This is a genomic window from Pseudomonas sp. GW821-FHT03C07 (assembly GCF_059420925.1).
Genome location: NZ_JBWKUQ010000010.1, coordinates 217,533 through 238,739, shown reverse-complemented (window position 1 = coordinate 238,739; position 21,207 = coordinate 217,533). Strand labels below are relative to the sequence as shown.

The 21,207-nt window shown below is 60.8% G+C and carries 17 protein-coding genes, 1 other RNA gene and 1 pseudogene; 10 read left to right on the top strand and 9 right to left on the bottom strand.

Annotated elements, in window-relative coordinates:
* Positions 1-185: 185 nt before the first annotated feature.
* The 5 genes from AC07VG_RS20410 to AC07VG_RS20390 all read left to right on the top strand — a co-directional run bounded on the left by AC07VG_RS20410 (position 186) and on the right by AC07VG_RS20390 (position 9,497).
* Entirely contained in the window at positions 186-845 is a 660-nt protein-coding gene (locus tag AC07VG_RS20410) for a GntR family transcriptional regulator (protein ID WP_495004128.1), read from the top strand.
* 2 nt (positions 846-847) lie between these two features.
* On the top strand, positions 848-4,336 hold the full coding sequence (smc, locus tag AC07VG_RS20405) for a chromosome segregation protein SMC (RefSeq protein WP_495021763.1): 3,489 nt from the start codon (positions 848-850) through the stop codon (positions 4,334-4,336).
* Positions 4,337-4,598: 262 nt separating this feature from the next.
* Positions 4,599-5,444 carry a cell division protein ZipA gene (gene zipA / locus AC07VG_RS20400; protein WP_495004126.1) on the top strand — a complete coding sequence of 282 codons (846 nt, stop codon included), beginning with the start codon at positions 4,599-4,601 and terminating at the stop codon, positions 5,442-5,444.
* A 98-nt stretch (positions 5,445-5,542) separates the two neighbouring features.
* Positions 5,543-7,900 (top strand): NAD-dependent DNA ligase LigA, encoded by a 2,358-nt coding sequence (ligA, locus tag AC07VG_RS20395; RefSeq protein WP_495004125.1) that lies wholly within the window; start codon positions 5,543-5,545, stop codon positions 7,898-7,900.
* Positions 7,901-8,327: 427 nt separating this feature from the next.
* Positions 8,328-9,497 carry a zinc-binding metallopeptidase family protein gene (locus AC07VG_RS20390; RefSeq protein ID WP_495021762.1) on the top strand — a complete coding sequence of 390 codons (1,170 nt, stop codon included), beginning with the start codon at positions 8,328-8,330 and terminating at the stop codon, positions 9,495-9,497.
* 8 nt (positions 9,498-9,505) lie between these two features.
* Here the strand turns inward: AC07VG_RS20390 and AC07VG_RS20385 are convergent, their stop codons facing one another.
* From AC07VG_RS20385 to AC07VG_RS20375, 3 genes and pseudogenes are all read right to left on the bottom strand, one after another.
* The gene (locus AC07VG_RS20385; RefSeq protein WP_495021761.1) at positions 9,506-9,787 is read right to left on the bottom strand and encodes a type II toxin-antitoxin system YafQ family toxin; all 282 of its coding nucleotides are present in this window, start codon (positions 9,785-9,787) and stop codon (positions 9,506-9,508) included.
* The gene (locus AC07VG_RS20380) at positions 9,774-10,037 is read right to left on the bottom strand and encodes a type II toxin-antitoxin system RelB/DinJ family antitoxin (protein WP_495004122.1); all 264 of its coding nucleotides are present in this window, start codon (positions 10,035-10,037) and stop codon (positions 9,774-9,776) included. Before AC07VG_RS20380 ends, AC07VG_RS20385 begins: the two co-directional genes overlap by 14 nt.
* 115 nt (positions 10,038-10,152) lie before the next feature.
* Positions 10,153-10,380, bottom strand: a pseudogene (locus AC07VG_RS20375) (type VI secretion system amidase immunity protein Tai4); the annotation flags it as partial.
* Positions 10,381-10,752: 372 nt separating this feature from the next.
* On the opposite strand from AC07VG_RS20375, the gene AC07VG_RS20370 reads away from it, so the two are divergent.
* Positions 10,753-11,067, top strand: coding sequence for a DUF6124 family protein (locus AC07VG_RS20370; RefSeq protein ID WP_495004121.1), 315 nt, complete (start codon positions 10,753-10,755; stop codon positions 11,065-11,067).
* A 368-nt stretch (positions 11,068-11,435) separates the two neighbouring features.
* Positions 11,436-11,532: signal recognition particle sRNA small type (ffs, locus tag AC07VG_RS20365), an RNA gene on the top strand.
* Positions 11,533-11,720: 188 nt separating this feature from the next.
* On the opposite strand, the gene AC07VG_RS20360 is transcribed toward ffs, so the two are convergent.
* The 5 genes from AC07VG_RS20360 to AC07VG_RS20340 all read right to left on the bottom strand — a co-directional run bounded on the left by AC07VG_RS20360 (position 11,721) and on the right by AC07VG_RS20340 (position 15,637).
* The gene (locus AC07VG_RS20360) at positions 11,721-12,362 is read right to left on the bottom strand and encodes a hypothetical protein (protein WP_495021760.1); all 642 of its coding nucleotides are present in this window, start codon (positions 12,360-12,362) and stop codon (positions 11,721-11,723) included.
* Positions 12,363-12,557: 195 nt separating this feature from the next.
* Positions 12,558-13,379, bottom strand: coding sequence for a helix-turn-helix transcriptional regulator (locus AC07VG_RS20355; protein WP_495004108.1), 822 nt, complete (start codon positions 13,377-13,379; stop codon positions 12,558-12,560).
* 5 nt (positions 13,380-13,384) lie between these two features.
* A complete protein-coding gene (locus AC07VG_RS20350; RefSeq protein WP_495004107.1) occupies positions 13,385-13,936 on the bottom strand; it encodes a kinase inhibitor in 552 nt (183 codons plus the stop codon).
* 216 nt (positions 13,937-14,152) lie between these two features.
* On the bottom strand, positions 14,153-15,058 hold the full coding sequence (locus AC07VG_RS20345) for a DUF2167 domain-containing protein (protein ID WP_495004106.1): 906 nt from the start codon (positions 15,056-15,058) through the stop codon (positions 14,153-14,155).
* A gap of 264 nt (positions 15,059-15,322) precedes the next feature.
* Positions 15,323-15,637 (bottom strand): helix-turn-helix domain-containing protein, encoded by a 315-nt coding sequence (locus AC07VG_RS20340; RefSeq protein ID WP_495004105.1) that lies wholly within the window; start codon positions 15,635-15,637, stop codon positions 15,323-15,325.
* A gap of 374 nt (positions 15,638-16,011) precedes the next feature.
* On the opposite strand from AC07VG_RS20340, the gene AC07VG_RS20335 reads away from it, so the two are divergent.
* Positions 16,012-17,703 (top strand): putative bifunctional diguanylate cyclase/phosphodiesterase, encoded by a 1,692-nt coding sequence (locus AC07VG_RS20335; protein ID WP_495021759.1) that lies wholly within the window; start codon positions 16,012-16,014, stop codon positions 17,701-17,703.
* Here AC07VG_RS20335 and AC07VG_RS20330 read toward each other — a convergent pair.
* Complete coding sequence (locus AC07VG_RS20330; protein WP_495004103.1) at positions 17,683-18,459, bottom strand: substrate-binding periplasmic protein; 777 nt, start codon at positions 18,457-18,459, stop codon at positions 17,683-17,685. The two genes, AC07VG_RS20335 and AC07VG_RS20330, sit on opposite strands and share 21 nt — an antisense overlap.
* A gap of 145 nt (positions 18,460-18,604) precedes the next feature.
* Between AC07VG_RS20330 and dnaX the strand changes: the two genes are divergently transcribed.
* A complete protein-coding gene (gene dnaX / locus AC07VG_RS20325) occupies positions 18,605-20,746 on the top strand; it encodes a DNA polymerase III subunit gamma/tau (RefSeq protein ID WP_495021758.1) in 2,142 nt (713 codons plus the stop codon).
* A gap of 66 nt (positions 20,747-20,812) precedes the next feature.
* Positions 20,813-21,139, top strand: a complete 327-nt coding sequence (locus tag AC07VG_RS20320) for a YbaB/EbfC family nucleoid-associated protein (RefSeq protein ID WP_100939147.1) — start codon at positions 20,813-20,815, stop codon at positions 21,137-21,139.
* Positions 21,140-21,207: the final 68 nt, after the last annotated feature.

Here is a 21,207-nt window from a genome sequence, read left to right as displayed (position 1 = left end):
ACAAATATCTGACCTGTGGGTCAGGAAAATCTCGCGATTGAAAGCATGGAGTGCTTTCTCCCAGTTTAGCTGCTGAAATATTTGCGGGATTCGTGCCAAACTCCACCCTTGCGGCCCTGCGCCACCCCGTATCAAGTGCGCTACACTGCGCCGCTTGCACAGATCGAAGATTTTGAAGGAAAACCATGACGTTCAAGGCGCCGGACAGCCTCGCCGAGCAAATTGCTCACCACCTCGCCGAACGCATCATTCGCGGCGATCTCAAACCCGGGGAGCGCATCCAGGAACAAAAGGTCACGCTGGCGCTCAATGTCAGCCGTGGCTCCGTACGCGAAGCGCTGCTGATTCTCGAGCGCCGCCATCTGATCGCCATCCTGCCCAGGCGCGGCGCTCATGTCACCGAACTCACCGCGCACAAGGTGCAGAGCCTGTGCACTCTGATGAGCGAGTTGTATATCCTGCTGGGCAACGCCGTGGCGCAACGCTGGAGAGAACAGGCCGACCTCGCGCCGTTCCTGCAATTGCAACAGCGCCTGAGCGCCAGCTTTGAACGCGAGGACATTCGCACTTTCGTCGAAGACAGCTTCAACGTGATGCGCGCCGCCTTTCCGTTCGCCGACAACCCGTACCTGCAGGAAACCGTCGAGAACCTGCAGCCGGCCATGAGCCGTGCCTATTACCTGGCGCTGGAGCGGCGCAAGGCGGAAATGAGCGAATACCTGAACCTGTTTGCGCAACTGCTGGCCGCTGTCATGGCCCGCGATCTGCCGTTGATCCGCACGGTCCTGGCCAGCTACGCGCAGCGTAGCTGCGACATTGTCCTGTCTGCCCTGGCGGTCGACTAAGCGTGCGGCTCAAGTGCATCAAGTTGGCGGGGTTCAAATCCTTCGTCGACCCGACCACGGTGAACTTCCCCAGTAATATGGCGGCGGTGGTCGGTCCCAACGGTTGCGGCAAGTCGAACATCATCGACGCGGTCCGCTGGGTGATGGGCGAGAGCTCGGCGAAGAACCTGCGCGGCGAGTCGATGACCGACGTCATCTTCAACGGCTCCACCAGCCGCAAGCCGGTGAGCCAGGCGAGCATCGAACTGGTGTTCGACAACTCCGACGGCACCCTGGTCGGCGAATACGCCGCCTACGCGGAAATCTCTATCCGCCGCAAGGTCACCCGCGACAGCCAGAACAGCTATTTTCTCAACGGCACCAAATGCCGGCGTCGGGATATCACCGATATCTTCCTCGGCACCGGCCTGGGCCCGCGCAGCTACTCGATCATCGAGCAGGGGATGATCTCCAAGCTGATCGAAGCCAAGCCCGAGGACCTGCGCAATTTCATCGAGGAAGCGGCGGGCATCTCCAAGTACAAGGAGCGCCGTCGCGAGACCGAAAACCGCATTCGCCGGACCCATGAAAACCTCGCGCGCCTGACCGATCTGCGCGAAGAGCTGGAGCGCCAGCTCGAACGCCTGCATCGCCAGGCCCAGGCCGCCGAGAAGTATCAGGAATACAAGGGCGAGGAGCGTCAGCTCAAGGCCCAGCTGTCGGCCCTGCGTTGGCAGGCGCTGAACGAACAGGTCGGCCAGCGCGAAGCGATTATCGGCAACCAGGAAATCAGCTTCGAAGCCCTGGTGGCCGAGCAGCGTAACGCCGATGCCAGCATCGAACGCCTGCGCGACGGGCACCATGAACTGTCCGAACGCTTCAATCTGGTGCAGGGGCGCTTCTATTCGGTCGGCGGCGATATCGCCCGGGTCGAACAGAGCATCCAGCATGGCCAGCAGCGTCTGCGCCAGTTGCAGGACGACCTGCGTGAAGCCGAGCGTGCGCGCCTGGAAACCGAATCGCACCTGGGCCACGACCGCACTTTGCTGGCGACCCTCGGTGAAGAGCTGGCGCTGATTGAACCCGAGCAGGAACTGGCCAGCGCCGCCGCCGAAGAGGCCGCCGCCGCGCTGGAAGAGTCGGAAACCACCATGCACGGCTGGCAGGAGCAGTGGGATAACTTCAACCTGAGCTCGGCCGAGCCGCGGCGCCAGGCCGAAGTCCAGCAGTCGCGCATCCAGCAGTTGGAAACCAGCATGGAGCGCCTGGCCGAACGCCAGCGGCGTCTGGCCGAAGAGCGCGGCTTGCTCTCGGCGGACCCGGAAGATGCGGCGATCCTCGAACTCAGCGAGCAGTTGGCCGAGAGCGAACAGACCCTGGAAGATTTGCAGGCCAGCGAAGAAGGGCAGGTCGAGCGTCTGGAACAACTGCGCCAGGACTTGCAGCAGGCCATGCAGGACCAGCAGCAGGCCCAGGGTGACTTGCAGCGCCTCAATGGTCGCCTGGCTTCCCTGGAAGCCTTGCAGCAGGCGGCGCTCGATCCGGGCACCGGTACCGCCGAGTGGCTGCGTGAACAACAACTGGCACAGCGTCCGCGCCTGGCTGAAGGCCTGAAGGTCGAGGCGGGTTGGGAGCTGGCGGTGGAAACCGTGCTCGGCGCCGACTTGCAGGCCGTACTGGTGGATGATTTCGCCGGCCTCGACCTCGCAGGCTTCCAGCAGGGCGACCTGCGCCTGCTCAGCCCCGCGGCGGACGGCACCCGGGTGCCGGGCAGCCTGTTGGAGAAGGTCGAGGCGGATATCGATCTGTCGCCCTGGCTGGGGCAGGTCAAACCGGTCGAAAGCCTTGAGCAGGCCTTGGCCCTGCGTGGCCAGTTGGCGGCCGGGGAAAGCCTGATCAGTCGCGACGGTTTTTGGGTCGGACGGCATTTTCTGCGGGTCCGGCGGGCCAGCGAGGCCGAGAGCGGCGTGCTCGCCCGCGGCCAGGAAATCCAGCGCCTGGGCCTGGAGCGTGAAGAACGTGAAGAAACCCTGGCCAGCCTAGAAACCCGCTTGCAGACCCTGCGCGCCACCCAGCGCCAGCAGGAGACCGGCCGCGAACACCTGCGCCGCCTGCTGCAGGATGAAGCCCGCCAGCAGGGTGAGCTCAAGGCCAAGCTGTCCGCCGGCAAGGCCAAGGTCGAGCAACTGCAATTGCGCCGCAGCCGTCTCGATGAAGAGCTGGGTGAGCTGGCCGAGCAACGTGCCCAGGAACACGAAGAAGTCGGTGAAGCGCGCCTGCAACTGCAGGAGGCCCTCGACACCATGGCCGTCGACACCGAGCAGCGCGAGTTGCTGCTGGCCCAGCGCGACAGCCTGCGCGAGCGCCTCGACCGGGTTCGCCAGGAAGCCCGCCAGCACAAGGACCATGCCCACCAATTGGCGGTGCGCCTCGGTTCCCTCAAGGCTCAGCACGATTCCACGCGCCAGGCCCTGGAACGCTTGGAATTGCAATCCGAGCGCCTGAGCGAAAAGCGCGAGCAACTGAGCCTGAACCTGGAGGAGGGCGAGGCGCCGCTGGAAGAGCTGCGTCTCAAACTCGAAGAGTTGCTCGACAAGCGCCTGAGCGTCGACGTCGAACTCAAGACCGCACAGATCGCCCTGGAAGACGCCGACCGCGAATTGCGTGATGCCGAAAAGCGTCGCAGCCAGGCCGAGCAGCAGTCACAGCTGATTCGTGGCCAGCTCGAACAGCAACGCATGGAATGGCAGGCCCTCAACGTACGGCGCAAGACCTTGCAGGACCAGTTGCTGGAAGACGGCTACGACCTGCATGGCGTACTCGCTACCTTGACTGCCGAGGCCAACGAGAAAGAGGCCGAAGAAGAGCTTGAGCGCATTGCCGCGCGCATCCAGCGGTTGGGCGCGATCAACCTCGCGGCCATCGACGAATACCAGCAACAGTCCGAGCGTAAACGTTACCTGGATGCCCAGAACGCCGACCTGGTGGAAGCCCTCGATACCCTGGAAAATGTCATTCGCAAGATCGACAAGGAAACCCGCAATCGCTTCAAGGACACCTTCGACCAGATCAACGCCGGGATACAAGCTTTGTTTCCAAAAGTCTTCGGTGGCGGCAGTGCCTACCTGGAGCTGACCGGCGATGATCTGCTCGACACCGGGGTCACCATCATGGCGCGGCCCCCGGGCAAGAAGAACAGCACCATCCATTTGCTCTCCGGTGGCGAAAAGGCCCTCACCGCCCTGGCCCTGGTGTTTGCCATCTTCAAACTGAATCCGGCACCGTTTTGTATGCTCGACGAAGTTGACGCGCCGCTGGATGACGCTAACGTTGGACGGTATGCCCGACTTGTCAAAGAGATGTCACAAACGGTGCAGTTCATCTATATCACCCACAACAAGATCGCCATGGAAATGGCTGATCAACTGATGGGGGTGACCATGCACGAGCCGGGTTGCTCACGCCTGGTGGCGGTGGATGTGGAGGAGGCCATGGCCCTGGTGGACGCCTGAAATGTCCGCTGATGAGGCAAAGATATTCGGGGCGTAAGGGGATTTCCTTGGGCATTGTGGGAACTAGCACGGATCCTTGGGGACTTATAAATGCAAGCCTGTACGACAGACGGTGTAAAGTTTCCTTGTGTCGTGTTAATTTAATGTCAAATTTTCTTGTGCGTGGGAAAAAAGGCCTGTCAGAACATAGAGTTGGCGCCACGCTTTAAAGGGTTTTCAGCCCTTTCTTCATAGAACCATTTATTTAGAGGCACGGGATTACATGGAAATCGGTCTGCGCGAGTGGCTGATCGTCATCGGCATCATAGTGATTGCCGGTATTCTTTTCGATGGCTGGCGCCGCATGCGCGGTGGCAAGGGCAAGCTCAAGTTCCGTTTGGACCGGAGCCTGTCCAATCTGCCGGATGAGGATACCAGCGCCGAATTGCTGGGCCCGGCCCGTGTGCTGGACACCCACAAGGAACCTGAGCTGGACGAGCATGACCTGCCGTCCGTCAGCATGCCGGCACGCGAGTCTCGCGAGAAACCGTCCAAGCGCGGCAAGCGTGGCGCCGAGCCGAGCCAGGGCGATTTGAACCTGGATCTGGACGCAGGCCCGAGCTTCAGCAGCCGCGATGACGACTTCCCCGCGGAAGGCAACAAGCCGGCGGCGCGTCAGGAAAAGGAACAGCCGAGGGCGGAAGAAGTGCTGGTGATCAGTGTGATCAGCCGCGACGCCAATGGCTTCAAAGGTCCTGCGTTGTTACAGAACATCCTCGAAAGCGGCCTGCGTTTCGGCGAGATGGATATTTTTCATCGTCACGAAAGCATGGCCGGCAATGGCGAAGTGTTGTTCTCGATGGCCAACGCGGTGAAGCCGGGCGTGTTCGATCTCGACGATATCGACCACTTCACCACTCCAGCGGTGAGCTTCTTCCTCGGCCTGCCGGGCCCGCGTCATCCGAAGCAGGCATTCGACGTCATGGTCGCCGCCGCTCGCAAATTGTCACAAGAGCTCAATGGCGAACTGAAGGACGACCAGCGTAGTGTGCTGACCGCCCAGACCATCGAGCACTACCGTCAGCGCATCGTCGAGTTCGAACGTCGCGCCTTGACCCAGAAGCGCTGAGTGGTTGAGCGCTTTGCGCTCAGCGCCAGCACGCCGGCTCCTACCGCACTAACATATTGAGCAGCCTCGGCTGCTCTTTTGCTTTATGAGAGAACTCCATGACCGCCGCCCATACCCGGATTCTAGAGCTGCGCGCTGAACTGGATCAGCACAACTACCGTTACCACGTCCTCGACGAGCCGAGCATTCCGGACGCCGAGTACGATCGCCTGTTCCATGAGCTCAAGGCCCTGGAGGCCGAGCACCCGGATCTGGTCAGCGCCGATTCGCCGACCCAGCGCGTCGGCAGCGCCGCGCTGTCGGCGTTTACCCAGGTCCGTCATGAAATCCCCATGCTGAGCCTGGGCAACGCCTTCGAAGAAACCGACATGCGCGAGTTCGATCGCCGGGTCAGCGAAGGCCTCGACCTGCCGGCCGGCGACCTGTTCGGTGGTGGTGCTGAGGTCGAATACAGTTGCGAGCCCAAGCTCGACGGCCTGGCGGTCAGCCTGCTGTACCAGGACGGCGCGCTGGTTCGTGGCGCCACCCGTGGCGATGGCACCACCGGCGAAGACATCAGCGTCAACGTGCGCACCGTGCGCAACATCCCCCTCAAGCTCCACGGCAGCGGCTGGCCGGCGACCCTGGAAGTGCGCGGCGAGGTCTTCATGTCCAAGGCCGGCTTCGAGCGCCTGAACGCCTCGCAGTTGGAAGCGGGCGGCAAGACCTTCGCCAACCCGCGCAACGCCGCGGCTGGCAGCCTGCGCCAGCTGGACTCGAAGATCACTGCCAGCCGTCCGCTGGAGTTCTGCTGCTATGGCCTGGGCCAGGTGTCCGCCGAAATTGCCGACACCCATATCGGCAATCTCCAGCAACTCAAGGCCTGGGGCATGCCGGTCAGCCGCGAATTGAAGCTGGCGAAAGGGATCGGCGAGTGTCTGGATTATTACCGCGACATCGGTGAGCGGCGTAACGCGTTGCCGTATGAAATCGACGGCGTGGTGTTTAAGGTCAACAGCCTGGCGTCCCAGCGTGAACTGGGTTTCCGCGCCCGCGAACCGCGCTGGGCGATTGCCCACAAATTCCCGGCCATGGAAGAACTGACCGAACTGCTCGATGTGGAGTTCCAGGTCGGTCGTACCGGCGCCGTCACCCCCGTGGCCCGACTGAAGCCGGTCAAGGTTGCGGGCGTGACCGTGTCCAACGCCACCTTGCACAACATGGACGAAGTGGCCCGCCTGGGGCTGATGATCGGTGACAGCGTGATCATTCGTCGGGCCGGCGATGTGATTCCGCAAGTGGTGCAGGTGGTCACCGAACGGCGTCCGGAAAATGCCCGCGCCGTGCAGATCCCGGAAAGCTGCCCGGTGTGCGGCTCCCATGTCGAGCGCACGCAGCTGGTCAAACGCAGCAAGGGCCGCGAGACGATCAGCGAGGGCGCGGTGTATCGCTGCGTCGGCCGGCTGGCCTGTGGCGCGCAGCTCAAGCAGGCGATCATCCACTTCGTCTCCCGTCGGGCCATGGACATCGAAGGCCTGGGCGACAAGACCATCGAACAACTGGTGGACGAAAAGCTGATTGCTTCGCCGGCGGACCTCTACATCCTGAAGTATGAACAGCTCGTCGACCTCGAAGGCTTTGCCGAACTGTCGACGCGCAACCTGCTGGAGGCGATTGCCGACAGCAAAAAGCCGAGCCTGGCGCGGTTTATCTATGCCCTGGGCATTCCCGATGTGGGCGAGGAAACGGCCAAGGTCCTGGCGCGTACCCTCGGCTCGCTGGAGCGGGTCATGCAGGCCCTGCCGTCGGTACTGACCTACCTGCCGGATGTCGGCATGGAAGTGGCCTACGAGATCTGCAGCTTTTTCGAAGATGAACACAACCGCACGGTCATAGCGCAACTGCTGGAACGCGGTCTGGAGTTGCAGGACCAGGGCGAATTGGGCGCCGAGTTTGCTGCCAGCACTACCTTGGGTGGGTTGATCGCCAAGCTGGATATCAGCTCGGTGGGGCCGACGGCGGCGGAAAAGCTGGCGGCCAAGTTCGGTTCGGTCGAAGGCATTATCGCGGCGGACTGGCTGGATTTGCGTCAGACATTGAGTGAAAAACCGGCCAACGCCGTGCGGGAATTCTTCGCCAAGCCGGGGAATGCCGAGCATGCTCTGGCGATTGAAGCGCAACTGCGTGCTTTTGGCATGCATTGGCAGAGCGAGAGAAAGGCGGTGGAAGGCTTGCCGCTGACGGGGCAGACCTGGGTGCTGACTGGCTCGCTGGAGCTGATGAGCCGCGATGTGGCCAAGGACAAGCTGGAAAGCCTGGGGGCCAAGGTGGCGGGCTCGGTCTCGGCCAAGACTCACTGCGTGGTGGCGGGTCCGGGGGCGGGCTCGAAACTGGCCAAGGCCAACGAGCTGGGGCTCAAGGTGCTGGATGAAGAGGCGTTTGTGGCGTTCCTGAAAGGGCATGGCATCGAGGTCTAAGTTTTTACGCCAGCGCCGAGCACAGCGCGATCCCGTGTAGGCGCCGGCTTGCTGGCGATGGCGTCCTTGAGATTGCCAAAAGCTTCGCGGGCAAGCACCGCTCCCACATTGGATATCGAGTCGCATGCAAGTTCTTGGTTCGACACTAAACATTGTGGGAGCCGGATTTATCCGCGAAGAGGCCCTTGAGGCCGCCAAAAGCTTCGCGGGCAAGCACCGCTCCCACATTGGATATCGAGTCGCATGCAGGTTCTTGGTTCGACACTAAACATTGTGGGAGCCGGATTTATCCGCGAAGAGGCCCTTGAGGCCGCCAAAAGCTTCGCAAGCAAGCTCTGGCCCTAGAGCCCATGTTTCTTTCCCTGCATCAGGGAGCCCGCCACCGCGCCCAATGATCTAGTCTAGGCAGGCCTCTGGAGAGATCGCCATGTACCGGTTCTTCGAACAACTCAGCTCACGCATCGCTGCACCCTTCGTTAGCGAACCTTCGCGCAACAGCAAGGTCTGGCATTGCCGCTGCGGACAATCGGTCTTCTTCCGCAACAGCCAATGCCTGGCCTGTTCCGCGGCACTCGGCTACGAGCCGCAGGGCAGTGCGCTGTCATCCCTCCAGCCCGGTCCTTACCCGGACAGTTGGCAACTGGATACCGACCCCGGCGCCGGCCTGTTCCACCGCTGCGCCAACCTTGACACTGCGGCCGCCTGCAACTGGCTGATCCCCTATGCCCACGGCAGCGACCTGTGCACCGCGTGCGCCCTCAACCGCACCATCCCCGACCTGTCCATCGCGGAAAACCCCGAGCGCTGGTGCAAGGTCGAAACCGCCAAGCGCCGACTGGTCGCTCAACTAATCACCTTGGGCCTGCAAGTCATCCCGAAAACCTGGGACGAAGAACTCGGCCTGGCCTTCGACTTCGTAGGTGTCGACCTGGAAGGCAAGGCGCCCATGACCGGCCACGCCAAGGGCCTGATCACCCTCGACATCAAGGAAGCTGACGACGAGCACCGGGAAAAAATCCGGGTGCAGATGCGCGAGCCATACCGCACCTTGCTTGGCCATTTCCGCCATGAAGTAGGGCATTACTACTGGGACCGGCTAATTGCCAACAGCCACTGGCTGGAGCCGTTTCGCGGCCTGTTCGGCGACGAGCGCACCAGTTATGCCGACGCCCTGGAGCGCCATTACCAACAGGGCGCGCCGCAGGACTGGCCGCAACACTTCGTCAGCGCCTACGCCACCATGCATCCCTGGGAAGACTGGGCCGAGACCTGGGCGCATTACCTGCACATGATGGACGCGGTGGACACGGCGCTGGGCTTTGGCATGAGTGCCAAGGAATCGGATTTCGACTATCCGTCGTTTCCCCTGAGCGCACTCTACGACCCTCAACATCCAGAGGGGCCGGCGTTCCTGTCGTTCGTCAACGCCTGGATTGAACTGGCGGGCATGCTCAACGAACTGTCCCGCAGCATGGGCCAGCCAGACTTCTACCCCTTTGTGCTACCGCCGGCGACCATTGCCAAGCTGCACTTCATCCACCTGGTGATCCAGGAGGAGGGCGGTCGGGCGGATGAGGTGCTACAGGTTGCGTCCTGAGGGGTTCTTTACATGCCCAGTTCGCTGTGTGAACCGAGTCGGACGAGTTGCAGGGCCGCGTCATCCGGTTTTCGATAAATCATCACTAGGTCTGGTTTGACGTGGCAATCCCTGAAGTCTTTCCAGTTGCCCGTAAGCGCATGATCGCGGTGTTTTTCGGCCAATGGTCGATCATTCGCCAATGCTGTGATGATGGGCACAAAATCGCTTTGTAACGTTTCTCGGTGCCGCCCTTTGGTTTCTCGCTTGAAGTCGCGTTTGAATTGTCCCGTTTGCTCAATCTTCCGCATTCAGATCCGCCATCAAGTCCTCTACGGAGTCGAACGACTTCAAATTACCTTGGCGAGCTTCTTTCATAGCGTTCAAGGTGGTGGCATTCGGCACGAGCGGCTCAAACGGTAGGGCTTTTTCTTGGGCTACGCGGGTCAGCATCATACGGAAGGCATCGGATATGGTCAGTCCCATCGCGGCGAGTACGACGGTCGCTTCTTCTTTGATGTGCTCATCGATACGAGCGCGAACTACTGCGTTTGCGGACATGGTTTGATTCTCCAGGCTATTGGGCCACATTGTAGCCCAGCTGCTAGCCTGTTGTATCTGAGCGATGGGCGTGAGAGCGACGAGTTGGTTCAGATCCCCGGTCAGCGCCAATGCTTCACTTGTCCTGCCTGTAAATCCGCTTCGGGTGGAACACCAGACTCTTGACCTGCACATCCAGCTCCTTGCTGTGATACAGGTCCAGGCATTTCAGCAAATCGAAACGCACGCCCTGAACCTCCGACTCAACCAGCGGGTTGTGATAGTCGCGGGCCAGATAGCGATCCACCAGGGCCTTGATCGCGTTAGGGGCCTTTTCCAGATCGTATTCGGTCCAGTCGCGTACCTGCAAGCCCTTGTTCCAAGCCCGAATTGTCGAAAGATCCCTTTCACTTGCCTGAAATTTCCTAGAAAATCCCAGCCCGTTGCGCCTGTTCGAAGCGGCGGCTAGTCTGCATCCCGTCACCGCGAAATCGGTGATACGGACGTGCAAGTCCGGACTGCGAGATAAGGCGCATCAACGCCACCACTATCTTTGGGCATCTTCATGCCCGGAGTTTGGTGTTATGGCGGCTGTACGCGGGAGATCTTCGGGATCTGCCGGGTAGTGCGCCTCTTCTTGCCCCGGTCTTGCACACCTGCGTATAGCTGCCACCCTCTTTGCGTGCAAGCAAACGGTGACGGCCTCTCTCAATCAGCAAGAAAGAGGTGCACCTGTATGTTCAAGATCACCCCCAATCCCCCAGCCGAAGACCTATCGTCTCTTGCCAGTCAACTCGCCATCGAGCGAGCGTTCGCCCATTACGAGCGACCATCGGACAATGTCTTACGGCGTCGACGCGAACAGCTGACTACCGAGGACGCCCTGACGCAAATCGACGAAATTCTCCAGTCCGCCTCGGCTACTGCCTACGAGTGTGCGGACAACCTGCAGGGTTCCAATCGCAAGTTGGCTTTGGGCGTGGTGCACCTGGTCGATTTGGCCCTGAGTCGTGTGGATGCTCTGCTGGACAAACAAGCGCACCCTGCGTGACCCAGAATTGTAGGCGCGAGCTTGCTCGCGATGATCGTCAACGATAACGCGGGGTACCTGGTACACCACAGTGTTCTCTGGTTCATCGCGAGCAAGCTCGCTCCTACAAGGACCCTGCGGTCGGCGATACTTTTGCGTTGGAACACCAACCTGTAGGAGCCAGCTTGCTGGCGATGACGGCAGTGAATCCAACACCGCCATCGTTGGCAGGCCACAGGGCCTGATCCACGCCGAGGGCCGTCACACGCCAGGCACCGACAAGTACTTGAACCCCATCGAATTTTTATCGACGCCTAGCGGTTGTAACTTCTCGTTATCTAGGTACAATGGCGCGGCTCGCCGTCAGGCGGGCGTCGTTATGGTGACCCCATCGGTCCCCCCGCAACGATTACCCGTGAACCTGGTCAGATCCGGAAGGAAGCAGCCACAGCGGGAACATTGTGTGCCGGGGTGTGGCTGGTGGGGTTGCCTCCATAACGCTCCTCTCCCGCTAAAAATCGTTCTACTCCCAAAAAGCTGCGTCGCATCAAGCTCAGCGTTTTTTCCTGTGCCTGAAATTTCGGCTTTCTGTCGATCATTTGAGAAACTGCCGGGTCCCTTGGCGATATCACAGGGGTGGGACAAGGAAAGAGACGGCTGAAATAAATAAACTGTCAGACATCCACTACCTTCGGTTGTATGGCCGGGTTCAGCGCCACCTCATGGGTCAGCATGTTGAAAATTTGCGGCTGTACGACATACTTCCATTTTCCCTCTTTGTAAAACAGGAAGTTGAAGGCGTTAGGCGCAGGGTATCTCTGGTCGCTACGGCAATAATCATTAGCATCAATACAGGAAATAATGGATTGCCCCTGGGCCAGGATCAGTTGATTGATATGTGTACTGTCCGGGTGTTGGTGATGGTAAATCCTGAGCATGTTGCTGCCCGCTGGAGAGGTCGTCGCGACCAGCGCGCATCCATTCATGGCAGCGGTAAATACAAAGTTATGCTGTGGATTGTGCCGTGGTATATCAACAAAGCCAGGCAGTACATTACCTTGGATGAAAGGACACCAGTAGGCGGTGATCAAGGGGTCGGTATGTGGGGGATTGCCGGTTGGTGCCAGTATGACTTCTTTCGCCTGCCCGTCACCCAACAGGTCGAAAGCGCCTGACTTGATACTGTTAAGGACCCTGTTTCGCTGTTGGTTGGTGCTGTTCGCCTGGTCTTTCATGAACCACGAAACATTGTTTATCGCTCGCTGAGCGACATACCATATCGGATTGTTCCTAAAAGTCAGATTGTGGCCGTTCATAATGCTTTCCAGATATTAAATGGATGCTTGTCGGTAAGAAAAACACCGCCAGTTCAAGGCATTTAGTAGTTGGAGAAAAGGGTATTTTATCGGTAGGAGAGAGGGCAAGTTATCAAGCGTGATGAGATATTTCTGTGCTCAAGCTATGAATGCGGGGACATAGGGGGGCAGCGCTTGAGTAACGTGTGAAAGTTCCTAAAGCGCCGCGCGCAACTCCCGCGGCGACAGCCCGTAATGCTTGCGAAAGCGCACCGCAAACCGTGAAGCCGAGGCATAGCCACTGGCCGCGGCAATTTCCCCGATCGGCCGCGGTGTCACCTGCAACCACTGCAACGCCATCCCCAGCCTGACGTTCTCAAGGATATTGCTGAAACTGTCATCCTCGTTCGCCAACTGTCGGCGCAATGTCGAGGCGCCGAGGTTCAGGCGCTCGGCGACGCTGGCAACGGTCCAGTCCCGCGCCGGGTCGCTCATGAGAATCTGCTGCACGCGCTCGCACAGCGGATCGTGGCGATCCAGTAACAACGGCCCGGCCCAACCCCCGAGGGCCAACGCCAACAACACCGCTTCCGCGTAATGCGTACGCAAAGCGTCCGGCGAGTCGGCATTGATGCAGTCCAGCAGGTTTTCCCAGGCCTGGGTCGTATGCCGATCCAGCGGTACGCACAACTCCTGCGTTGCCGCGCGCCCGGGAAAGGTGTTGATCTGCTGGCTGTAACGGACGCTGAACGCCCGCAACAACTCTGTGGGAAAGGTCACCGCATCGGCGATGTAGTAACCCTGTGCCCCGGGATAGTTGCTGATCCCCACTTCGCACCCCGCGGGCATCAGGATCAGATGCCGTGAACCCACGCGCATTTGTCGTTCATCCCAGCCCATCAACTTTTCGCCCTGGCGAACACGGCACAGGGTGCTGACGAAAATCGGCACCCGTTGTAGTGCATGGGGCTGGCGCGCCTGTATGACACTGGCGCCGATACGGCTTTGGCGATGCTGGATGCCGGCGGGGGCGTTCATGGTTCCTAGCGTCCGTAAGGGGCGGTGAGGGTGGCCTTGGCCAGTACGTTGGCGTTGAGCATGTAACCTACCATGGCGCCGCTGGATTGTTCATTGACCGGCAGTTTATCGACCTTCAGGGCCCAGACGGTGAATTGATAACGATGCGGTTTGTCGCCGACCGGTGGGCAGGCGCCGCCGAAGCCTGGCTGACCGTAGTCGGTGCGGCCCTGGACGGCACCTGCGGGCAGTTGGCTGGCCGTGGGGTTGCCTGCGCCGGAAGGCAGTTCGTGGGTAGTAGTCGGCAGGTTGACGACTGTCCAGTGCCACCAGCCACTGCCGGTGGGTGCATCGGGATCGTAGGCGGTGATGGCGAAGCTTTTGGTGCCGGCCGGGGCGTTTTGCCAGGACAGCTCAGGCGAGGTATTGCCGCCTTCGCAGCCAAAGCCCTGGAACACTTCGCGGCTGCTCAATGGCTTGCCGTCGGCGATGTCGCGGCTGGTGAGGGTGAAGTCGGCGGCGTGGGCGGTGAGGCTCAGGCCGAGGGTGAGGGCGGTGAGGAGGAATCGGGTTTTCATGCTGATCTCGTCTGGGTGGGGAGAGGAGATACGAGTCTATTGAGGGAGAGAAGTGGCCGTTGTGCCGCTGCGCTCGACCATTGTGCCGAAACGCTCAGGGTGTTTTTTACAGGAGCGGGCGTGCTCGTGCGATAGTCTTCGGAAGAGGGCGGGGCGTCAGGCGCTCCGCGTTATCGTTGAAGTTTATCGCTGGCAAGCCAGCTCCAGGGTGGCGTGTTACTGGCGCTTGAACAACTTGCGAAAGAACCCGGCAACCACCACCAGACCCACCACGATAAATTTCTTTAGCGCTAGCAACATGACGCCGATCTTGGCGAACAGCCCGGCCTTGGCCGCAATACCACCCGCCACCAACGCCGCTAACCCGTAAGGCGCCAGTTTGTCGGTCTTGGAGTCGTAGTCGGCGTAACGGTTGCCGTCGGTGAAGTTGGTGAACGCGAGGATCTTCGGCGTTTCCAGCTTGATGGTCTGCAAATCGGCCATCGCCGCCACCGCATTGAGTTCCAGCACACCTTCGCGCCCCAGCACGCGGATGCTGTAGTTCAGGGTGGTCTGTTGCGCATCGTCGGCCTTCAATTCACGGGCCCAATACATCTTGTGGCTGCCCTGGTCGTAGCTCGGTGGCTCGGCCCAGCCCAGCAGCGACAGGCCGGCATAACCCTGTTTGCGCCGCTCCTGGTTGTTTTCCTCATCACCGGCCTGCATCTGCTTGAGCAGGTCGGCGTAGTCGATCTTGGCCGCGTCATCGTCGGAAATATGCCCGTCGTTCTTGTAGCTGACGATCACGCCCCAGCCATTGTCCGTCAGCGGGCTGACCGCCTTGGGAATGATCATGCCCAAGGTTTTGTGACCGGGCGGGTTGCCCCAGCCTTCGGTCAGCAGGCGCTCGGTGTCGGCCGGCGACAGGTAGTAGAAATCGTCATTGAGTTGCAGCGTGGCAATGCCGCCGGGCAGGGTGATATTGCCGTGCTGCTGCTTGAGGGTGGTCAGCCATTGCTCGGTCGTTTGGTGAGGCTGGGTGCTGGCGGTCGGCGTCGGAGCGGGAGAGCTGGTGGCCAAGGCAGGCAACGTGAGGCTGCTGAGCGCCACTGCGGCCAAAAGCTGGCGCAGGTGATGTTTCATTGTAGTCCCTTACATTTGGAAATAATTTTGCCGGCAGGATAACGGAAGTGACTTTGTATTACCAAACTTGGGTATGGCCAGGTTTCAGGTGGGTTCGCCCCTGTCTGCCTGGGGGCGAGGCGGATGACGGGGGTGTGCTGGCGCTCAATCTGGAAGGGCGACGACAGCCCGTGACGGTATCCGCCCAACCCCGCGGCAGCGGGGTTGGGCAGCGCAGCGTTTAGCTGTCTGGCGAGCTTATTCTGGTAACCGGCAGGCATGAGATTAAGGCTTGGACAAGGCTAGATCGACCGCCGCGATCAGCTTTCCCAGGTCCTTCGGGGGAGCGTTGTGAATGACGCCGAACAGGTAGGCACGTTGTTCGTCCTCGTCACCCAGATCTGTGAAAAAGGCTTTGAGCTTCACCCCCAGCACGTCGGCAAACAGGAACAAGGCCTCGACGCTAGGTGTGTAACTGCCGGTTTCGAAGCGGCTGATGGTTTTAGGGTCAAAACCGGTTTTCTCTCCGAGTTCAGCCTGAGTCAGCCCTGCTACCTTACGGTAGCGCCTGATGGCCGTACCCAAACTTGAAATTTCCATCGCTCAATTCCCATTTAGAATCAAGAACTTAACGATAAATCTTTACATTAGACAACGCCATGGTTCATCACCTTCTGTTGCATAATGTGATGTAATTCGTAGAATCAGTATTTAGAACAGGTATTTGGTGATCCAGTTTCCGGTGAAATATTTGTGAAACGGGAAAACCGCGCATTTCTTCGGTGCCCATGCCATGACGGTCATACGCCCTGAGCAACGCATGGTTTCGGGACGGTCTCGAATGCCTGTACCGACTGCTGATGACCTTCATTTAATCCTAGTTGATCTTCGTCGAAGTACGGCCCGGCGATGCCGCCAGGCGCGGTTGTGCTGCGAATTCGGGACAACCTCTAGCTGCCCAGGTGAACTGACTCATGGATGAGACGTATCGCAGGGTCGTGGACGTCGCCGCCATTTTCTCCGAGACCGACCTGAATGGACGGATCACTTACGTCAACGATCCATTCTGCGCGATTTCCGGCTATAGCCGCGACGAACTGTTGGGACAGAATCACCGGATCTTGAATTCCGGTTACCACCCGTCCGAGTTCTTTGTCGATATGTGGCGCACCATCGCCCTGGGCCGGGTCTGGAAAGGCGAAGTCTGCAACCGCGCCAAGGATGGTTCCCTGTACTGGGTCGACAGTACCATAGTGCCGCTGCTGGATGAGGCCACGGGGCGGGTGCGCAAATATGTGTCGATCCGCTTCGACGTCAGCGAGAAGTTGCGCCTGCTGCATACCCTGCAGTGGCGGGTGGGGCACGATGTGTTGACCGGCCTGCCCAATCGGGCGTTTCTCTCGGACCTGTTGAACCAGGCCCTGGATTTTTCCCGGTGCGAAGAGATTCCGCTGGCGGTGTGCATGCTCGACCTGGATGGCTTCAAGGCGGTCAACGATGGCTACGGGCATGCCAGCGGTGACTCGCTCCTGGTGGAAGTGGCGGCACGCCTGCGCGGTATCATGCGCGGCGAGGATGTGGTGGCCCGGCTGGCTGGCGACGAGTTCGTGCTGATCCTGCGTTATGTGCGTGACGTCGAGGAACTGCATGCCGCGCTGCAACGGGTGCTCGCGGCGATTTCCGCCCCCTATTCGATCCTCGGCCAGACTATCCATGTGGATGCCAGCATCGGCGTGACGCTGTTTCCTGCCGACGACGAAGACGCCGATACCCTGTTGCGCCATGCCGACCAGGCGATGTACCTGGCCAAGCAGGGCGGGCGCAATCGCTTTCATTTGTTCGACGTGTCGCTGGACCAGGAGGTCAAGGCGACCCACCAGACGGTGGCAGCGATGCGCCAGGCCCTGGCCAACGGCGAATTCCGTCTGTTTTACCAACCCAAGGTCAATATGCGTACCGGCAGCGTGGTCGGGTTCGAGGCGCTGATGCGCTGGCAGCATCCTCGCGATGGCCTGCTCCAGCCCCAGGTATTTCTACCGCTGGTGGCGCAGACCGATGTGATCATCGATATCGGCGAGTGGGTCATCGACCGGGTCATGGCACAGATGCAGGCCTGGCGCCAGGCCGGCCATGAGTGGCCGGTCAGCCTCAATATCGCCGCCCGGCATTTCCAGCGCGGTGATTTTGTCGAGCGCCTGCGCGCCTTGCTGGTACGCCATGCCGAAGTGCCACCGCATATGCTCGACCTGGAAATCATCGAGTCGATGGCCATCGAGAACATCCAGCGGGTGAGCCAGTGCCTGCAAGACTGTCAGGCGCTGGGGGTGCGTTTTTCCCTGGATGACTTCGGCACTGGTTACTCGTCCCTGAGTTACCTCAAGCGCTTGCCCAGCCAGACGATCAAGATCGATCGTTCGTTCGTGCGCGATATTCTCCATGACCAGGATGACCTGGCGCTGACCACGGCGGTGATCGGCCTGGCCCGGGCCTTTGGTCGGGAAGTGATTGCCGAGGGCCTGGAGTCAGCAGAGCACGGCCGATTGCTGATGAGCCTGGGTTGTGATGTGGCGCAGGGCTACTTCATTGCCCGGCCGATGGCGGCGGACGAGGTACCAGCCTGGGTCGAGGCGTTCGAACCGCCGGCGTTATGGCGCGCTGCCGTCTGACTCGACGGCGTCTGTCTGGTCATCATGCCCGGTATAGAGTCGGATGGTTCGGTCGATTTCCCCGGACATTTTCATCCGCAGCAAGGTCCTGAGGATGCGTTGTACCGGCAGGGCCGGATCATTGCGCACGAAGCAGCCCACGGCTTGCTCCTGCACGACCATCACCGCGTGCAACTGGCGATCCGGCATCTGTGTCTGGTTGAACCAGTCCAGCCCCCGTTGGCTGCTGATGGCGTAGGCGTAACGGCCTGCCGCGAGTTTTTGCAGAACCTGTTCCTGGTTGCGCGCGTCGTCGCGCAGAAACCGGCCGCTTTCGAACTGTGTGTGCAGGGATGGGTAGGTGTAGCCCAGTACGGTGCCGAGTCGTTGCGGCTCAAGATCTTGCAAGGTCAGCGCAGCGGTCGGCCTGGTCTTGCTGACCAGCACGTCACGCTGGGTCAGGAACGGGATGCTCCAGATATAGTCGCCGGACTGGTTTGGCATCCAGGATTGCGCAGCGTAGCAGCGCACATCGATTTCGCCGCGCTCCATGGCGCCTTGCACCCGGGCGCGGGCCAGAACATGAAACTCGGCCGGACTACCGACCTGGTGGGCCAGGCTGGTCATCAGGTCATACAAAATGCCCTGGGTCGGTTGTCCGTGCTCGATCTCTATGAGCGGCATACTCCAGCTCTCGGCCACGGAGAAGCGCAACGGCGCCGGCGCGGCGAAAGCAGGGGCGGTCATCAAGGCCAGGGCGTAAAGAACTGCACGCATCAAACTCTCCGGCGGGAGTACAACGAGGCCGCCAATTTCTACACAAAGTGCAGCTTAGCCAGATTAGCATCCCGTGCCGGATGCATTTTTACCCCTGCTCCGCTAGCATTAGCGGTCTTCCGCTTCCCCGACGCGATGGTTATCGATGAGTTATCAGGTTCTTGCACGTAAATGGCGTCCGCGCTCGTTCCGCGAAATGGTCGGCCAGACCCATGTGCTCAAGGCTCTGATCAATGCCCTGGACAGCCAGCGGCTGCATCACGCCTACCTGTTCACCGGTACCCGTGGGGTCGGCAAGACCACCATCGCACGGATTATCGCCAAGTGCCTGAACTGCGAGACCGGCATTACCTCGACGCCTTGCGGAACCTGCTCGGTCTGCCGGGAGATCGACGAGGGGCGTTTCGTCGACCTGATCGAGATCGACGCCGCGAGCCGGACCAAGGTCGAGGACACCCGCGAGCTGCTCGACAACGTGCAGTACGCGCCGAGCCGTGGTCGCTTCAAGGTCTACCTGATCGACGAAGTGCACATGCTGTCCAGCCACTCCTTCAACGCGCTGCTGAAAACCCTGGAAGAGCCGCCGCCCTACGTCAAGTTCATCCTGGCGACCACGGATCCGCAGAAACTCCCGGCAACGATTTTGTCGCGTTGCCTGCAGTTCTCCCTGAAGAACATGACCCCCGAGCGGGTGGTCGAGCACCTGACCCACGTACTCGGGGTCGAGAATGTGCCGTTCGAGGACGATGCCCTGTGGCTGCTCGGGCGTGCCGCCGACGGTTCGATGCGCGATGCCATGAGCCTGACCGACCAGGCGATCGCCTTCGGTGAAGGCAAGGTCATGGCCGCCGATGTGCGAGCGATGCTTGGTACCCTCGACCATGGCCAGGTTTTCGATGTGTTGCAGGCGTTGATCGATGGCGATGCCAAGGCCCTGCTCGAAGCTGTTCGGCATTTGGCCGAACAGGGACCGGACTGGAATGGCGTGTTGTCGGAAATCCTCAATGTGCTGCACCGGGTGGCGATTGCCCAGGCGTTGCCGGAGGGTGTCGACAATGGTCATGGCGACCGTGACCGTGTGTTGGCGCTGGCCCAGGCCCTGCCGGCCGAAGATGTGCAGTTTTATTACCAGATGGGCTTGATCGGCCGACGCGATTTGCCGTTGGCGCCGGACCCGCGAGGCGGTTTCGAAATGGTCCTGCTGCGCATGCTGGCGTTCCGCCCAGCGGACAGCACGGCGCCGCCGAGACCGCCGCTAAAGCCAGTGGGGATCAGCCAGGCCACAGTTGATTCCGCACGGAGCGTGGCTGGCGCAGCTATGTCCGCGCCAGCCACCCCTGTGGCGCCGGTGGTCGCAACCGTTGTCGAGACGCCGGTGGCAGCCCCCGTGCCCGTCGAGGTCGCGCCGTCGCTGGTCGCGCCACCCGCGCCCGTTGTTGCAGCCGTCGCGGTCGCGCCAGTGGCGGCTGTGAGGGTGGCCGAGGTCGCGCCGCCGGCCGCTCCAGTTGCTCCGCTGGTGGATGCCGTGGATCTGCCGTGGAACGATCCGATCGAGACCGAAGAGGTTGTGCAGGAGCCCGCTGCCGCACCGCTGCTGGAAACCGTGGCTGAGCAGCCGGAACTGGCCGCGATGCCACTGCCGACCCCGGACAGTGTGGTCCCGGATGCGCCGGAATGGGTCGCCGCGAGCCTGCCCGAGCCGACGCCCGACCAGGTTGATGCCGCGACACCGGGGCTGGATCCGGACGACGAGCCGCCGCTGGATGAAGACTATATCGAGCCGGACATGGATTCGGCCTACAGCTACCTCGACGAGTTGGCCAGTGAGCACGCCGCCGATCCGGCACCGGAGCCCGAGCCGCAACCGGCTGCGGCACCGGCCACCGGCTTGGCGCTGGAGTGGCTGGAACTGTTCCCGAAACTGCCGGTTTCCGGCATGACCGGCAGCATTGCGGCCAACTGCACGCTGATGGCGGTCAGCGGTGACGACTGGCTGCTGCACCTGGACCCGGCCCACAGCGCCTTGTTCAACGCCACGCAGCAGCGTCGTCTCAACGACGCCTTGAACCAGTATCACGGGCGTCCCCTGAAGCTGACCATCGAGTTGATCAAGCCCGAGCAGGAAACCCCGGCCCAGGCGGCTTCCCGTCGGCGCCACGAGCGTCAGGACGAAGCGGTGGCGTCGATTCATGCCGACCCGCTCATCCAGCAGATGATGCAACAGTTCGGCGCGGTGATCCGTGGCGATACAATCGAACCTGTCGATGCCCTGGTGGTCCAGGGCTAATAACTGAACGATGTCAGGCCCTGGGCCTTGCGTCTCTTTGTACATGTAACTCTTGAGGTGATTCCCATGATGAAAGGTGGCATGGCCGGCCTGATGAAGCAGGCACAGCAGATGCAGGAAAAAATGGCCAAGATGCAGGAAGAGCTGGCCAACGCCGAAGTGACCGGCCAATCCGGCGCCGGCCTGGTGTCCGTGGTGATGACCGGTCGTCACGACGTCAAGCGCGTCAGCATCGACCCGAGCCTGAAGGACGAAGACCTGGAGGTGCTGGAAGACCTGATCGCCGCGGCGTTCAACGACGCTACGCGCAAGATCGAAAGCAACAGCCAGGACAAGATGTCCGGCATGACCGCCGGCATGCAACTGCCGCCAGGTTTCAAGATGCCATTCTAAGGCTTTTTGCGTTTTATCCTGTGGGGCCGGCCTGCATTGCGATGGGATGACAATTCATCGTGGTCATC

Bases quoted from the DNA above. Each gene is read 5' to 3' on its own strand.
- AC07VG_RS20335 (WP_495021759.1), top strand. From the start codon at position 16,012: ATGGATGAGACGTATCGCAGGGTCGTGGACGTCGCCGCCATTTTCTCC.
- AC07VG_RS20355 (WP_495004108.1), bottom strand. From the start codon at position 13,379: ATGAACGCCCCCGCCGGCATCCAGCATCGCCAAAGCCGTATCGGCGCC.
- AC07VG_RS20320 (WP_100939147.1), top strand. From the start codon at position 20,813: ATGATGAAAGGTGGCATGGCCGGCCTGATGAAGCAGGCACAGCAGATG.
- dnaX (WP_495021758.1), top strand. From the start codon at position 18,605: ATGAGTTATCAGGTTCTTGCACGTAAATGGCGTCCGCGCTCGTTCCGC.
- AC07VG_RS20390 (WP_495021762.1), top strand. From the start codon at position 8,328: ATGTACCGGTTCTTCGAACAACTCAGCTCACGCATCGCTGCACCCTTC.
- zipA (WP_495004126.1), top strand. From the start codon at position 4,599: ATGGAAATCGGTCTGCGCGAGTGGCTGATCGTCATCGGCATCATAGTG.
- AC07VG_RS20360 (WP_495021760.1), bottom strand. From the start codon at position 12,362: ATGAACGGCCACAATCTGACTTTTAGGAACAATCCGATATGGTATGTC.
- ligA (WP_495004125.1), top strand. From the start codon at position 5,543: ATGACCGCCGCCCATACCCGGATTCTAGAGCTGCGCGCTGAACTGGAT.
- AC07VG_RS20380 (WP_495004122.1), bottom strand. From the start codon at position 10,037: ATGTCCGCAAACGCAGTAGTTCGCGCTCGTATCGATGAGCACATCAAA.
- AC07VG_RS20370 (WP_495004121.1), top strand. From the start codon at position 10,753: ATGTTCAAGATCACCCCCAATCCCCCAGCCGAAGACCTATCGTCTCTT.
- AC07VG_RS20330 (WP_495004103.1), bottom strand. From the start codon at position 18,459: ATGCGTGCAGTTCTTTACGCCCTGGCCTTGATGACCGCCCCTGCTTTC.
- AC07VG_RS20340 (WP_495004105.1), bottom strand. From the start codon at position 15,637: ATGGAAATTTCAAGTTTGGGTACGGCCATCAGGCGCTACCGTAAGGTA.
- AC07VG_RS20350 (WP_495004107.1), bottom strand. From the start codon at position 13,936: ATGAAAACCCGATTCCTCCTCACCGCCCTCACCCTCGGCCTGAGCCTC.
- AC07VG_RS20385 (WP_495021761.1), bottom strand. From the start codon at position 9,787: ATGCGGAAGATTGAGCAAACGGGACAATTCAAACGCGACTTCAAGCGA.
- AC07VG_RS20410 (WP_495004128.1), top strand. From the start codon at position 186: ATGACGTTCAAGGCGCCGGACAGCCTCGCCGAGCAAATTGCTCACCAC.
- AC07VG_RS20345 (WP_495004106.1), bottom strand. From the start codon at position 15,058: ATGAAACATCACCTGCGCCAGCTTTTGGCCGCAGTGGCGCTCAGCAGC.